Raw genomic sequence first — 14,348 nt, 5'->3', positions numbered from 1 at the left:
CCGCTGTTGAGCGCCATCCCCCGCGAATTCGCCGCGCTGGCCGAACCCGGCGGCGCCGCGCTCGCCAGTTGGCCACCGGGAGCACTGGCCGCCTGGCAGCGCTGGCTGGCCAACGCCGATCCGGACCTGCTGCCTCCCACCATCGAAGAACTGTCCGCCTTGCCCGGGGCCGTGCAGGCGCTGGCCCCGGCCGCGCGCAGCCTGCGGCTGGGCCGGCATGCCGAACGGCTGCTGCATTTCGCGCTGGAACACGGCGAGGGCATCAAGCTGGTCGCCTCCAATCTGCCGGTGCGCCGGCATGGCCCGCATGGCGTGCAGACGCTGGGCGAGCTCGACTTCGTCTGGCGGGACGTGGCGCGCGGCGGGACGGGGGGCGCACCGCAGGGCCAGCTCGTACATTGGGAGATGGCGACGAAGTTCTACCTGCTGGTCGAGCCGGAGGCGAACGTCGAGGCGATGGCGCCGGACCCTTGTACGCGGCTGCAAGCCTTCGTCGGCCCGAACCTGGTGGACCGGCTTGGCGACAAGCTGTCGCATATCCTGCGCCGGCAACTGCCGCTGTCACGCACGACCGAGGCGGAGGCGCTGCTGGGCGCGCGTGTCGATCGCAGCGAAATCTATCTGCTGGGCTGGCTGTTCTATCGCGATGGGGGGATGCCGGCCGGCATGGACGCGCTCGGGCTCAATCCCGCCCATCTGCGCGGCTGGTGGTCGACGCTGGCGCAATGGGCGCAGCGGGTGGAGGCGCGCTCGCCGGGCTCGCCGGGCTCGTTGGACTCGTCGGGCACGTCGGGCACGTCGGGCACGTCGGGCACGTCGGCCTCCGCCTCATCGGTGCGCTGGCATCGCCTGCCGCGCGCCCGCTGGCTGTCGCCGGCGCTGGTGCCGGAGCACGAAACCGAACCGTTCGAGACCCTGCACGACGCGCTGGCCGCACGCTTCGCCGAGCCGCATCGCGAGCTTGCCTGGCGGCGCGAGGCCCCGGTGATGGTCTGCGAGATGGAGCCGGCCGGCGCTTCCGCGCCGGGCTGGTGGCGCGAACGTTCGCGCGGTTTCGTGGTGCCGCCCGGCTGGGAGGAAAGGGCGCGCCAGCGGGCGGTGCAGCCGCCGCGATGCTGAGTGCACGGCGGCCTGCCGCCTTCGCATGGACTGGTGCGGGCGCCGGAGGGGTCCAGACGTTCGAGCGGGCTACGCGACGTAAACCGTGCGAACGAATTTCCGTTCGGTCGGCATCATCCCCTCGGCGCTGTCCAGGGAAATGAAGCGCTGCTCCAGGGCTTCGATGTACGCGTTGACCTTGTCGTTTGCTGAAGGACCCGCATCCGGTACGTGTGCCGCGGCCACCGACGCGAACTCGGTTGCCGTCTCGCGCAAACGCTGCACCACCGGCGCCAAAGGCGTGGCCTGTTCGGGGATCGCTGGCAGGGCGAGGATCTGTTCGAGCGAAACCAGCAGTGGTGTGGCCCAATCGCGCTGAAATGCGACTGGCTCCCCGGCGTTGCAATTGGCATTCCAGGCGCGGCTGAAGTCTTCGCAAAAGCGCTTCATTCTGGCTTCGACCTCCGGCATCGGCAGGTCCTTCATGGCGGCAGGCGAATAATCCGACAGACTTTCCCGCAGGTGCGCGAAGCGCAGGGAGGCGTCCTTCCTCGCTTCCGGTTCGAGCGAGCGGGGAGCCAGAACCAGCAGCATGACCAGCATCGGCGAAATGACGTTGAGCGCCTGCTTCGGAGGCTCGGCCGCTGCCGGGGAGCGCAAGTAATCGTTCAGATCGTCCAGGGTGGCCATGCCATCGGGCTGCGCAATGCGCGCGAGCAGATCGGCGGCTTCGGCGGTGCGCAGGAGCTCGCCCCTTACCCGCGCTCCAACATTCTGCGTATGGCCATGAACCGCCTGCCGAACGTCAGGGTGGGGAAGGCGAGGGTCGTTGATGCGGGCCACGTTCGGATAGGTCACGGATATGTCCTCCTGATACCGGCGATCGCCCGGGCCGATATTCCAGCCGGCCGCATACAGGGCGCTCGGGAGTTCGGCGTCGCTGACCGCTGCCAGGTATCGGCTGCCGTCATCCGCCAGCAGGTCCCGTAGATGGGCATTGATCCTGGCGACCTGCACGGCATGGGGTTCGGCCGGATCGGCGCCTGCCTGGCGGCAAAGTTCGGCAAACAGCGTCTGGTTGACGAAGCCGTGCGAAAAGACGGTTCGTCCGTCCAGCGAGGTCGAACACACGTTCAGATGCGGGAAATAGGCGCGTTCGGCTGCCTCGCGAAAGAAAGCGCGCGTGCCGCGATGCTCGTTCAGCAGCTTGTCGCACCGTTCCAGCGAGGCGGCCTGATCCGGGTTCTGCATCAGGCCGATGCCCTTGACCTCGAACGGCTCGTCCTGCGACCTGGACCGATTGCGCAGGTAGTACTGAATGAACCCCATGTCGTGGTTCGACAGAATCACCTGATAGTCGACGCCACGCTGATGGAGCAGGTCGAGTATGGCCAGCATGCAGATATCGTTGTGCATGCGGTCGGCGAGCAGATCGCCCAGCAGCGTCAGCCGGGTCTCCCGGCAGCCAGGGTCGACCGTGACGGCTCGATGCAGCGTATCCCGGAAGCGGGCGAGCCCGGCCGCGGTCATGGGTTCGCTCTGCAGCTTGCGCAGCATGCCGCGCAGCCGGCTCCATGCCTGGGGATCGGCAATCTCGAGGAAGCCGAGCTGTACCAGGCTGTGCAACAGCAGTTCGCAATTGCCGTGCATGTCGCCCAGCGCGACTTCATTGAACGGCGCGAGCCCATGCACGCGCTCGGGCTCCTGATCGAGATCATGGGAAAGCTGGATGCATTGCTGCGCGGGCGTCGGAAAACGGGTGACCTTGTCCAGCTCGAGCTGGCGGATCTTCGGATCGTTGGGGTGGCTTGCCGCAACCGTCCCGAACTTCTCCACCCGCGCGGAGATGGCCAGGCGATGCTTGATCGCTTCCGCGACATCGGGAGACACGGCCGCCAGCCAGGCGTCCAGTTCCTGGCCGATCCGGTCCACCAGGCCGGTGGCCATGTCTCTGGCCTGGGGCGCAGGGTAGTTGCCATACAGATGTTTGACCGCCTCCATGACACGGCCGACTTCCGGGGCAAAATGCGCGACCACGGTGTCCCGATGTCCATCCTTGACCCACTGTTCGGGCAGGGTCCCGGCCTTGGGCAGAGCCTTGGCCTCGGGCAGGGCCCTGGCCTCGGGCAGGGCCTCGGCCTCGGGCAGGGCCTCGGCCTCGGGCAGAGCGCCGGCCTCGGGCAGGGCGTCGGCTGGCGCCGCCATCCGTTTTTTCCACTGTGCCAGTTCGGTGTCGCGGCGCTGGCGCTGCATCGACGCCGCCGTGAAGATCGCATCGCGTTGCGCTGGGGTCGGTGTCAGCGTGGCCGGCGCGCGCAGACCGAACATCCGCAACAGCGCATCGATGTATCTGGAGAATCGTCCGCGGACCGCACCGGGCAGTTCGGCGAGCCGAATCTGGTCGATCTTCCGGGTGGCGGAGGTGTCCACCAGATATTGCATGGTTCGTTTGCCAATGCGGTACACCATGCCGGGAACCGGGGCGCTCACACTGCCGGGCGCCTGGGCGGCGCGAGCGGCCGCGTCGAAGAACGCGTGGCTGGAAGGGAAACTGAAGGTTGGCTGCTGCGTCGTGATCGGCATCGCGGAGTCCCGGAAAGTTGACGTATCGGGCCAGGGCCCGGGTGCCGGGATACTGCCGCGGCCTGCGCGAGCCCGCTTTCGGAATTGGATGCGTTTCGTGCCATTGTGGACGGCAGTGCGCCGCACACGCGCAGCCGGTCAGTGGTCCGCGGAGCAGGTCAGCTCGGGAGGCTACGGAGGGGAGGGCGGCCGCCCATGGACGGACGGCCGCGGCAGCGCAGGGCCGGACGCCGCCGTGGCGGCTGCCGGCGTGGCTTTGCTAGTGGTGCTTGTCCTCGCCGATCATCGCCAGCGAGTTGTACAGCCGGACGTTCTTGCGATGCTGGCGCATCACCAGCAGCATGGTGCCGCAGACGAACATGCCGAAGGCGATGATCACGATGCCGATCGGCACGTTCAGCTTGATCAGCAGCGCGTACAGGCACAGCATCAGCAACACCGAGACGTTCTCGTTGAAGTTCTGCACCGCGATCGAATGGCCGGCCGACAGCAGCACGTGGCCGCGATGCTGCAGCAGCGCGTTCATCGGCACCACGAAGTAGCCCGACATGCCGCCCACCAGCATCAGGAACACGTAGGCGATCGCCATATACAGCGGCATCCGCATGCCGAGTATGTCGAGCGCGACATCGGGCATCGCGTCCTTGGTGTAGAAGGCCATCAGCATCACGATGGCGCCCATCGCCACGCCGAACGGCAGCACCGACAGCGACTTGCGCAGCGGGATGCGCATCGCCGCCATGATCGCGCCGACGGCCACGCCGACCGCCACCACCGCCTGCAGCAGCGCGCCCTGCGACAGGTTCAGGCCGAGCGACTTTTCCGCCCACTTCAGCACGATGAACTGCAGCGTCGCGCCGGCGCCCCAGAACAGCGTGGTGACCGCCAGCGAGATCTGGCCGAGCTTGTCCTTCCATAGCGCGGTGAAGCAGTCGGCGAACTCGGCGATCAGCTTGATCGGGTTCTTCTCCTGCTGCGGATAGCGCGCGCCGGTGTCGGGGATGAACAGGTTGAACAGCGCGGCGATCACGTAGAACAGCATGATCACCACCATCGCGGCCTCGGCCGGCGTGTCGATGCCGGTCTCGATCCACGGCAGGTCCATCGCCAGCATCAGGCTCGACACCTTGACCGAGATCAGCGCACCGCCGACCACCGTGCCGAGGATGATCGAGCCGACCGTCAGGCCCTCGATCCAGCCGTTGGCGGCCACCAGGCGCTCGGCCGGCAGCAGCTCGGTCAGGATGCCGTACTTGGCCGGCGAATACGCCGCCGCGCCGAAGCCGACCACGCCATAGGCCAGCAGCGGATGCAGTCCGAACATCATGATGGCGCAGCCGGCGATCTTGATCGTGTTGGTGATGAACATCACCTTGCCCTTGGGCATCGAATCGGCAAAGGCGCCGACGAAGGCGGCCAGCACGACATAGGACAGCACGAAGAACAGCTTGAGCAACGGAGTCATCCACTGCGGGGAGTGCAATTCGGCGAGGAGGGCAATGGCGGCGATGAGCAGAGCGTTGTCGGCCAGCGAAGAGAAGAACTGCGCGGCCATGATGGTGTAAAAACCCTTCTTCATACCTTGGACTCTGTCTCCATCGCGATTTCCTTGCGCTACTGGCGTGCCCGCGCCAACGGCCGTCGGCATCGTGCGGAGGGGGTGAACGGCGGCCGTGCCAAAAGGTCGCCCGCGCCTGGTCCGGTTCGGCGTGGCTGGGGCGTGTACGTACCTGACGGGACCCGTCATATTGAATCACTTTTGAAACATGGCCGGAACGTCCGGCTTTATATCACGAAAGTCTTTCAATTCCGAAGAAGGGAAGACCGCAAATTGACCGGGTTTGACCATTCGATGTGGAGCGGATTCCCGGGAATCGCCGAACCAATGTGGTCAAATAACGGTCTACGCCGTGCGCCTTCGGTGTGCTGCCGCGCATTGGTGCCGAACGTGGTGCCGAACGCCGTCGACGTTCCCGCGGACAGTGCCCCAGGCACCACTTCGGCACGCCCGCCCAAGCCATCGCACACCAAGGGCCGGCACGCCGCGAGGCCGCTGTGACGAACCTTCCCTGATCCCATGCCAAGACCGATTCACGCTGTCATCCATCAACCTGCCCTGGCCAACAATCTCGAGGTGGTGCGCCGCCACGCGCCGGCGTCCCGCGTCTGGGCGGTGGTCAAGGCCAACGCCTACGGTCACGGCATTCGCCGCGCCTTCGCCGGGCTGCGCGCCGCCGACGGCTTCGGCCTGCTGGACCTGAACGAGGCCGTGCTGCTGCGTGAGCTGGGCTGGCAGGGTCCGATCCTGCTGCTCGAGGGCTTCTTCCAGCCGCAGGACGTGCCGCTGCTCGAGGAATACCGGCTGACCACGGCGATCCACAACGAGGAGCAGCTGCGCATGCTGGAGGTCGCACGGCCAAAGGGCCCGCTGGGGATCCAGCTCAAGCTCAATACCGGCATGAACCGGCTCGGCTTCGCGCCGGACCAGTACCGCACCGCCTGGGAGCGCGCCCGCACGCTGTCCGGGGTGGGCAGCATCGTCCATATGACCCATTTCTCCGACGCCGACGGCGAGCGCGGCATCGCGCACCAGCTGGAGGTGTTCGACACCACCACGGCCAATCTGCCGGGCGAGGCAAGCCTGTCCAACTCGGCCGCCACGCTGTGGCATCCGGCCGCGCACCGCGCCTGGGTGCGGCCCGGCATCGTGCTGTACGGCGCCTCGCCGAGCGGCCGGCACGTCGACATCGCCGACACCGGGCTGATGCCGGCGATGTCGCTGCACAGCGAACTGATCGCGGTGCAGGAATTGCGGCCCGGCGACACGGTCGGCTACGGCTCGCTGTTCGCCGCGGACCGGCCGATGCGGATCGGCGTGGTCGCGTGCGGCTATGCCGACGGTTATCCGCGCCATGCCGCGGGCTGGGGCGACCGGCCGGCGCCGGTGCTGGTCGACGGCGTGCGCACGCATCTGGTCGGCCGCGTGTCGATGGACATGCTGTGCGTCGACCTGACGCCGTGCCCCAAGGCGCGCGTCGGTTCGCCGGTCACGCTGTGGGGCCACGGCCTGCCGATCGACGATGTCGCCGCCGCCAGCGGCACGGTCGGCTACGAGCTGATGTGCGCGCTGGCGCCGCGGGTGCCGGTGACGGTCGCGACGCTGACCGTGCCGGACGCGCCGAACGTGGCCGAGACCGCTCCGGCCAAGTAGAATCGGCGCCTCGCGGGCGCCTTGCCGCACCTGCAGCACCCTGCAGGCCTGCCGCCTGCCCTGCCTCCCGCTCCCCGGCCCCAAGGATTCCCGTTGGCAAAGACCAAGACCGCCAAGACCGTTTACACCTGTACCGAATGCGGCGGCTCCGTGCCGCGCTGGCAGGGGCAGTGCCCGCATTGCCAGCAATGGAACACGCTGGTCGAGAGCGTGCCCGAGGCGCCCTCGGCGCGGCGCTTCCAGCCGCTGGCCGCGTCGGCCACGGTGCAGCGGCTGTCGGAGATCGAGGCGTCCGACGTGCCGCGCTTCACCAGCGGCATCGAGGAATTCGACCGGGTGCTCGGCGGCGGGCTGGTGGCCGGCGGGGTGGTGCTGATCGGCGGCGACCCCGGCATCGGCAAGTCGACGCTGCTGTTGCAGGCGCTGGCGAACCTGGCGGCGAGCCGGCGCGTGCTCTATGTCAGCGGCGAGGAGTCGGGCGCGCAGATCGCGCTGCGCGCGCAGCGGCTGGGCATCGACAGCCCGAGCCTGGGCCTGCTGGCCGAGATCCAGCTGGAGAAGATCCAGGCGACGCTCGACGCCGACAAGCCCGAGGTCGCGGTGATCGACTCGATCCAGACGCTGTACTCGGAGGCGCTCAGCTCGGCGCCGGGCTCGGTGGCCCAGGTGCGCGAATGCGCGGCGCAGTTGACCCGGATCGCCAAGAGCAGCGGCACCACCATCATCCTGGTCGGCCATGTGACCAAGGAGGGCAGCCTGGCCGGGCCGCGCGTGCTCGAGCATATCGTCGACACGGTGCTGTATTTCGAGGGCGACACGCATTCTTCGCACCGGCTGATCCGCGCGTTCAAGAACCGCTTCGGCGCGGTCAACGAACTGGGCGTGTTCGCGATGACCGAGCGCGGTCTGCGCGGCATCAGCAATCCGTCGGCGCTGTTCCTGTCGCAGCATGAGCAGACCGTGTCCGGTTCCTGCGTGATGGTCACGCAGGAGGGCTCGCGTCCGCTGCTGGTCGAGATCCAGGCCCTGGTCGATGCGGCGCACGTGCCGAACCCGCGCCGCCTGGCGGTCGGCCTCGAGCAGAACCGGCTGGCGCTGCTGCTGGCCGTGCTGCACCGCCACGCGGGCATCGCCTGCTTCGACCAGGACGTGTTCCTCAATGCGGTGGGCGGGGTCAAGATCACCGAGCCGGCCGCCGACCTGGCGGTGCTGCTGTCGATCCACTCGTCGATGCGCAACAAGCCCTTGCCGCGCGGGCTGGTGGTGTTTGGCGAGGTGGGGCTGGCGGGGGAGATCCGTCCGAGCCCGCGCGGCCAGGACCGGCTGCGCGAGGCCGCCAAGCTGGGCTTCACGCAGGCGGTGATTCCCAAGGCCAACGCGCCCAAGCAGCCGATCGAGGGGCTCGAGGTGATTGCCGTCGAACGGATCGAACAGGCGATCGAACGCGTGCGCTATCTCGACGGCTGATCGCTGTCTCGCCGATCGCCAGGACTAGCGGCCAACTGCCAAGGGCCAAGGGCCAAGGGCCAAGGGCCTGGGCCTGGGCGGCGGGCGCCACCGCCCTCAACCGAACACCGAGTCCTCGCACAGCGCGCCGAGCAGCGCCGCGATCAGCACCACCGCGGACACGAACAGCCAGCGCTGCGTGCGGCGGTATTCGGGGACCTGGTCGTCCTCGACCCGCAGCGAGCGGAACAGCGCCACCACCTGCAGGCCGGCGGCGACGCCCAGCGAAACCTCGACCACCAGCGACAGCGGGTTCCACGCGCCGGGGCTCTCGAAGCTCCAGTAGCGCCAGAACGCCAGCGTAAAGGCCAGCAGCACGGAGATCGCGGTGATGAACCCCTGGCGGTAGCCGACCGGCACCACCGGAACCGCCGGCCTTGCGGAATTGGCCGCCGGGCCGCGCTGGGCGATGGGCGCCGACGGCGGCGTGGTCGTGCGAAAACGCGGGGCACGAAAATCGTTGCTGCGCACCGCGCGCAGCGCATTGCTCTTCATGGGTACGGTCCTCGATTAAATCAGGGGGGCGAACGCATGGGAACGCATGGGGTTCACAGGGCGTGCCGACGCAATGAAACGGCATTGTTGGCGCGTTCGGCGCCATGGGCAATGCCGAGGTGCCGCGCTGCGGCGATCGGCCGCAACGATGGCCCCAGCGCGTGCAGGGGTCATCGCATCGCTGCGACGCGCGTGGCGCAAAATCGGTAAGATGGCGCCTGTCCGCGATGCCCGGCACGCCCGAGCCTTGCGTGCCTCGCCGTCTATTCACGTCGTCTTATTCACGCCGTCAATTCACGCTGTATTCCTTACCGCTCTGTCGACCGCCACTCCGCCATGCAAGCGAATTCCCGCGCCTACTTCCTGCTGATCGCCATCGTCTCGTTCGGGCTGGTCGGCTACGCCCTCTACCTGCAGCACGCACAGGGCTACCAGCCGTGTCCGCTCTGCGTGATGCAGCGCTTCGCCTTCGTCGCGATCGGCCTGTTCTCGCTGCTGGCGGCGCTGGGGCAGGGCACGCGCACGCTGTGGCAAGGGCTGGCGATGCTGTCCGGCGTCGGCGGCATCGCGGTGGCGGGCTATCACATCTCGCTGCTGCTCGATCCGAAGGCGAGCTGCGGCATCGATCCGCTGGAAAACTGGGTCAACGCGCTGCCGACTGCGCGCGTGCTGCCGCAGGTCTTCTATTCGGACGGCCTGTGCACCGCGCCGCTGCCGCCGGTGTTCGGCATCTCGATTCCCGGCTGGTCGCTGATCTGGCTGGTGGTGCTGACCGGCGTGCTGGCGGTCGGACTGATCCGGCGCGAGCGCAACTACCGTTGAGCGAGCCCGCGCGGCCGCTCGACACCATTCCTGGAGAAACTGGCCGTGTTCCGTTGGTTTGAAAGGCGCATCCACAACTACCCGGATTCGCTTCCCGATACGCCCCCGCAGCACTGGATCGCATTCATCGTCGATTGCACCGCGGGCGTGCGGCGTTATCTGCTGCTGCTGGTGCTGTGCGCGATGGCGATCGGCATCTTCGAGGCGGTGCTGTTCAGCATGCTGGGCCGCCTGGTCGACTGGCTCGCCGCGGTCAAGCCGCAGGAGCTGTGGTCGACCTATTCGGACCGCCTGCTGCTGCTGGCCGGCATCGTGCTGGCGAGCATCGTCGTGGTCGCGGTCTGGAGCATGCTGAAGTTCCAGACGCTGTTCGGCAATTTCCCGATGCGGCTGCGCTGGAATTTCCACCGGCTGATGCTCAACCAGAGCATGGGCTTCTTCCAGGACGAGTTCGCCGGGCGCGTCACCACCAAGGTCATGCAGACCGCGCTGGCCGTGCGCGACGCGGTGATGACGGTGGCCGATATCCTCGTCTACATCGTGATCTACCTGGTGTCGGCGGCGGTGGTGCTGGCCAATTTCGACGGCTGGCTGCTGGCGCCGTTCCTGCTGTGGGTGGTCGCCTATGTCGGCGCGTCCTGGTACTTCGTGCCGCGGCTGGCGCGCGTGTCGGCGCATCAGGCCGACGCGCGCTCGGTGATGACGGGGCGCGTCACCGACGCGTACACCAATATCGCCACTGTCAAGCTGTTCTCGCACTCGCGGCGCGAGGCCAGCTACGTGCGCAGCGCGATGCAGGAGTTCATGCAGCCGGTCTATGCGCAGGGGCGGCTGATCAGCGCCTTCGAGATCGTCAACCACACGCTGATCATGATGCTGATCGTCGCCACCACGGGGCTCGCGCTGTACCTGTGGTCGGCCGGCCAGATCGGCATCGGCGCGGTGGCGGCGGCGACCGCGATGGCGATGCGCCTGAACGGCATTTCGCAATGGGCGATGTGGGAGATTGCCGAGCTGTTCGAGCATATCGGCACGGTGCGCGACGGCGTGTCGACGCTGGCGCGTCCCCGGCATATCGAGGACCGTCCCGATGCCGTACCGCTGCGGGTGCCGCACGGCGAAATCCGCTTCGAGCACGTCGGCTTCTCCTACGGCTCCGGCCGGCCGGTGTTCGACGACTTCACGCTGACGATCCGCCCCGGCGAGAAGGTCGGGCTGGTGGGCCGCTCCGGCGCGGGCAAGTCGACGCTGGTCAATCTGCTGCTGCGCTTCTATGACGTCGAATCGGGCCGCATCCTGATCGACGGCCAGGATATCGCCGGCGTGACGCAGGACAGCCTGCGCGCGCAGATCGGCATGGTCACGCAGGACACCTCGCTGCTGCACCGTTCGGTGCGCGACAACATCGTCTACGGCCGGCCCGATGCCAGCGATGCCGAGATGATTGCCGCCGCGCGGCGGGCCGAGGCCGAGGACTTCATCCACACGCTGAGCGACCGGGAAGGGCGGCGCGGCTACGACGCCCACGTCGGCGAGCGCGGCGTCAAGCTGTCGGGCGGCCAGCGCCAGCGCATCGCGATCGCGCGCGTGATGCTCAAGGACGCGCCGATCCTGCTGCTGGACGAGGCCACCAGCGCGCTCGACAGCGAGGTCGAGATCGCGATCCAGCAGAGCCTGTACCGGCTGATGGAGGGCAAGACCGTGGTGGCGATCGCGCACCGGCTGTCGACGTTGGCGGCGATGGACCGCATCGTCGTGCTCGATCGCGGCCGCATCGTCGAGCAGGGCTCGCACCGCGAGCTGCTGCAGCGCGGCGGCCTGTACAGCAGGCTGTGGGCGCACCAGAGCGGCGGCTTCCTGACGGCCGAGGAGGCGTTGCAGGAGTAAGCGGCGGGGCTGGGGGAAAGCCGCGCGGGGAGACGGCCGCCGGAGACGGCGGCGGAAACCACCGCGGGGCAGCAGCAGCGGGAAAGCGGAGGCGGGAAGCGGAGAGGGGAAGCGGAGAAGGGAAGCGGAGAAGGGAAGCGGAGAAGCGGGCCGGGAAGGGCAAGCGGCGCGAAGCCGCTCGCCCGCCCTCAGGCGATCTGCTCGATCTGCTCCTGCAGCTCCAGCCAGCGCTCTTCCAGCGTGGCCAGTTCCCCCTCGACCTCGCCCTGGCGCTTGAGCATCTCCAGCAGCCTGGCCTTGTTGGCCTCCGCGTAGCTGGCTTCGTCGGCCATGAAGCCGTCGATCTCGGTCTTGGCCTGTTGCAGCACGGCCATCCGCTTCTCGACCTTTTCCAGTTCCTTGGTCAAGGGTTTGCGCAGCTGCGCCAGCCGCTGCCGTTCGTCGGCCTCGGCGCGGCGCTGGTCGCGGCGATTCTGCGCCGGCACCGCGGCGTCGGCCCCGTTGCTTCCTTCACCGCCATGGGCTCCGTCCGAGCGATGCGCCGCGGCCGCGGCGTTGCGCTTGGCGGCGGCCTGCAGCAGCAGCCAGTCGCGATAGTCGTCGAGGTCGCCGTCGAAGGGCTGCAGGCCGCCGTCGGCCACCAGCATGAACTGGTCGGTGGTGGCGCGCAGCAGATGCCGGTCGTGCGAGACCAGGATCAGCGTGCCCTCGAATTGCGCCAGCGCCATCGTCAGCGCCTCGCGCGTATCGAGGTCCAGGTGGTTGGTCGGTTCGTCGAGCAGCAGCAGGTTCGGCTTCTGCCAGACGATCAGCGCCAGCGCGAGCCGCGCCTTCTCGCCGCCCGAGAACGGTTCGATCGGCGAGGTCGCCATGTCGCCGCGGAAATTGAAGCTGCCGAGGAAGTCGCGCAGTTCCTGCTCGCGCGTATCGGGCGCCAGCCGCGCCAGATGCTGCAGCGGCGAGTCGTGGTCGCGCAGCGTCTCCAGCTGGTGCTGGGCGAAGTAGCCGATCTGCAGGCCCTTGCCGTGGCGCAGCGTGCCGGCCAGCGCCGCCAGCGTGCCTGCCAGCGTCTTGACCAGCGTCGATTTGCCCTGGCCGTTGGCGCCCAGCAGGCCGATGCGCTGGCCGTTCTGGATCGACAGCGTCAGGCCGCGCAGGATCGTCACCGGCGGCGGACCCGCGTAGCCGCAGTTGACGGCATCGAGCACCATCATCGGATTGGGCGCGGCATCGGGCTCGCGGAATTCGAACGAGAAGCCGGCCGCGGCGTGCACCGGCGCCAAGCGCTCCATCTTCTCCAGCGCCTTGACGCGGCTCTGCGCCTGGCGGGCCTTGGTCGCCTTGGCCTTGAAGCGGGTGATGAACGATTCGAGATGCGCGATCTGCTTCTGCTGGCGCGCGTAGGCGGCCTGCTGCTGCGCCATCTGCTGCAGCCGCAGCGTCTCGAACAGGCTGTAGTTGCCGCCGTAGCGGCGCAGCTGCTGCTGCTCGATATGGACGGTGACGTTGCAGATCGCGTCGAGGAATTCGCGGTCGTGCGAGATCATCACCAGCGTGCCGGGATAGCGCGCCAGCCAGTCTTCGAGCCAGACGATCGCGTCGAGGTCCAGGTGGTTGGTCGGTTCGTCGAGCAGCAGCAGATCGGACGGGCACATCAGCGCCTGCGCCAGGTTCAGGCGCATGCGCCAGCCGCCGGAGAAGGCTGCCACCGGCTGGCCGACCTGCGCCAGCGTGAAGCCCAGGCCCAGCAGCAGCGCCTCGGCGCGCGAGGCCGCGGTGTAGCCGTCGGCGTCGGCGTAGGCCGCGTGCGCCTCGGCCTCGGCGTGGCCGTCGCCGCTGGCCTGCGCAGCCGCGATGGTCTGCTCGATCGCGCGCAGCCGGGTGTCGCCGTCGATCACGTATTCCAGCGCGCTGCGCGCCACCGCCGGCGTTTCCTGCGCGACATGGGCCACGCGCCATTGCGCCGGCACCGCGACGTCACCGCCGTCCGGATGCAATTCGCCGCGCAGCAGCGCGAACAGCGTCGATTTGCCGCTGCCGTTGGCACCGACCAGGCCGACGCGCTCGCCGGGGTTCAGTGTCACGCTGGTGTGGTCGAACAGCACCTTGGTGCCGCGCTGGAGTACTAGCTGGTCGATTCGGATCACGAGAGTCTTTTATGGAAAGTCGAGCCCGGCACGGGGCCGGGCAGGGCGCATTTTAGCCCGGGGCGGCGGGCGGCATGGTGCGAGGCTGTCGAGCGCCTGTCGCGCGGCCCTCGCCAACGTCTAGCCAACGTCTAGCCAACGTCTCGCCAGGCTCGCCGGGCTTGCCAGGCTTTCGCGCGATTGCGCCGCGATTGCCGGACCATCGGCGGCTATCGCCTCCGGCGGGTTTTCGCGCGACAATGCGCGCCCCGCCGTCGTTTCGTGGCGGTTTCGCCGTCCTTCGCCGTTTCGCTGTTCCCCAATCAAGGCATGCCCCTCGAGCCCGCTTCCACCCTTCGCCCCGCCTGGACCGCCGTCCGCAAGGATTTCGTCGAGCCGGGCACGCGCTGCGCGGGCTCGGACGTTGGCACCGGTGTCGGCGCTGGCGTCAGCGCTGGCGTCAGCGCTGGCGTCAGCGCTGGCGTCAGCGCTGGCGTCGCGTCGGCTGGCAGGAAGGGCCACGGCATCGGCTCGGGCCATGCCTATATCCTGCGCGACGCGGCCGGCCACGAGCATGCCTTCGGGCCGGATTGCGCGCTGCGGCTGCTGGGCGGCCATGG

9 protein-coding genes and 1 pseudogene are annotated in these 14,348 nt (G+C 68.4%); 6 read left to right on the top strand and 4 right to left on the bottom strand.

Features of this window, described 5'->3' with window-relative positions; all coding sequences use genetic code 11:
* A partial coding sequence (locus AC6EI8_RS17340; RefSeq protein WP_498382478.1) for a DUF1853 family protein occupies positions 1 to 1,119 on the top strand: 1,119 nt, incomplete at its 5' end.
* A 69-nt stretch (positions 1,120 to 1,188) separates the two neighbouring features.
* Here the strand turns inward: AC6EI8_RS17340 and AC6EI8_RS17335 are convergent.
* The gene (locus tag AC6EI8_RS17335) at positions 1,189 to 3,681 is read right to left on the bottom strand and encodes a hypothetical protein (protein ID WP_498382477.1); all 2,493 of its coding nucleotides are present in this window, start codon (positions 3,679 to 3,681) and stop codon (positions 1,189 to 1,191) included.
* A gap of 259 nt (positions 3,682 to 3,940) precedes the next feature.
* Positions 3,941 to 5,260 (bottom strand): lysophospholipid transporter LplT, encoded by a 1,320-nt coding sequence (gene lplT, locus AC6EI8_RS17330; RefSeq protein WP_149319054.1) that lies wholly within the window; start codon positions 5,258 to 5,260, stop codon positions 3,941 to 3,943.
* 498 nt (positions 5,261 to 5,758) lie between these two features.
* Between lplT and alr the strand changes: the two genes are divergently transcribed.
* Both alr and radA read left to right on the top strand, forming a co-directional pair.
* A complete protein-coding gene (gene alr / locus AC6EI8_RS17325) occupies positions 5,759 to 6,892 on the top strand; it encodes an alanine racemase (RefSeq protein WP_498382476.1) in 1,134 nt (377 codons plus the stop codon).
* Between the two features lie 93 nt (positions 6,893 to 6,985).
* Positions 6,986 to 8,359, top strand: a complete 1,374-nt coding sequence (radA, locus tag AC6EI8_RS17320) for a DNA repair protein RadA (RefSeq protein ID WP_149319052.1) — start codon at positions 6,986 to 6,988, stop codon at positions 8,357 to 8,359.
* A gap of 96 nt (positions 8,360 to 8,455) precedes the next feature.
* Here radA and AC6EI8_RS17315 read toward each other — a convergent pair whose 3' ends face one another.
* Complete coding sequence (locus AC6EI8_RS17315) at positions 8,456 to 8,893, bottom strand: hypothetical protein (protein ID WP_498382475.1); 438 nt, start codon at positions 8,891 to 8,893, stop codon at positions 8,456 to 8,458.
* A gap of 336 nt (positions 8,894 to 9,229) precedes the next feature.
* Between AC6EI8_RS17315 and AC6EI8_RS17310 the strand changes: the two genes are divergently transcribed.
* Both AC6EI8_RS17310 and AC6EI8_RS17305 read left to right on the top strand, forming a co-directional pair.
* Positions 9,230 to 9,715 (top strand): disulfide bond formation protein B, encoded by a 486-nt coding sequence (locus tag AC6EI8_RS17310; protein ID WP_149319051.1) that lies wholly within the window; start codon positions 9,230 to 9,232, stop codon positions 9,713 to 9,715.
* Between the two features lie 45 nt (positions 9,716 to 9,760).
* The gene (locus AC6EI8_RS17305) at positions 9,761 to 11,602 is read left to right on the top strand and encodes an ABC transporter ATP-binding protein (RefSeq protein WP_150083698.1); all 1,842 of its coding nucleotides are present in this window, start codon (positions 9,761 to 9,763) and stop codon (positions 11,600 to 11,602) included.
* A 188-nt stretch (positions 11,603 to 11,790) separates the two neighbouring features.
* On the opposite strand, the gene AC6EI8_RS17300 is transcribed toward AC6EI8_RS17305, so the two are convergent.
* A complete protein-coding gene (locus tag AC6EI8_RS17300) occupies positions 11,791 to 13,749 on the bottom strand; it encodes an ATP-binding cassette domain-containing protein (protein ID WP_498382473.1) in 1,959 nt (652 codons plus the stop codon).
* A gap of 309 nt (positions 13,750 to 14,058) precedes the next feature.
* On the opposite strand from AC6EI8_RS17300, the pseudogene AC6EI8_RS17295 reads away from it, so the two are divergent.
* Positions 14,059 to 14,348: pseudogene (locus tag AC6EI8_RS17295) on the top strand (hypothetical protein); the annotation flags it as partial.

This window comes from Cupriavidus sp. R6-3 (assembly GCF_059772245.1).
Note: the sequence above shows the minus strand (reverse complement) of the source record. Positions and strands in the feature narration are given on the sequence as shown.

Excerpts from the sequence above, each read along its gene's own strand:
- AC6EI8_RS17315 (WP_498382475.1), bottom strand. The coding sequence starts at position 8,893 with ATGAAGAGCAATGCGCTGCGCGCGGTGCGCAGCAACGATTTTCGTGCC.
- alr (WP_498382476.1), top strand. The coding sequence starts at position 5,759 with ATGCCAAGACCGATTCACGCTGTCATCCATCAACCTGCCCTGGCCAAC.
- AC6EI8_RS17310 (WP_149319051.1), top strand. The coding sequence starts at position 9,230 with ATGCAAGCGAATTCCCGCGCCTACTTCCTGCTGATCGCCATCGTCTCG.
- AC6EI8_RS17335 (WP_498382477.1), bottom strand. The coding sequence starts at position 3,681 with ATGCCGATCACGACGCAGCAGCCAACCTTCAGTTTCCCTTCCAGCCAC.
- lplT (WP_149319054.1), bottom strand. The coding sequence starts at position 5,260 with ATGAAGAAGGGTTTTTACACCATCATGGCCGCGCAGTTCTTCTCTTCG.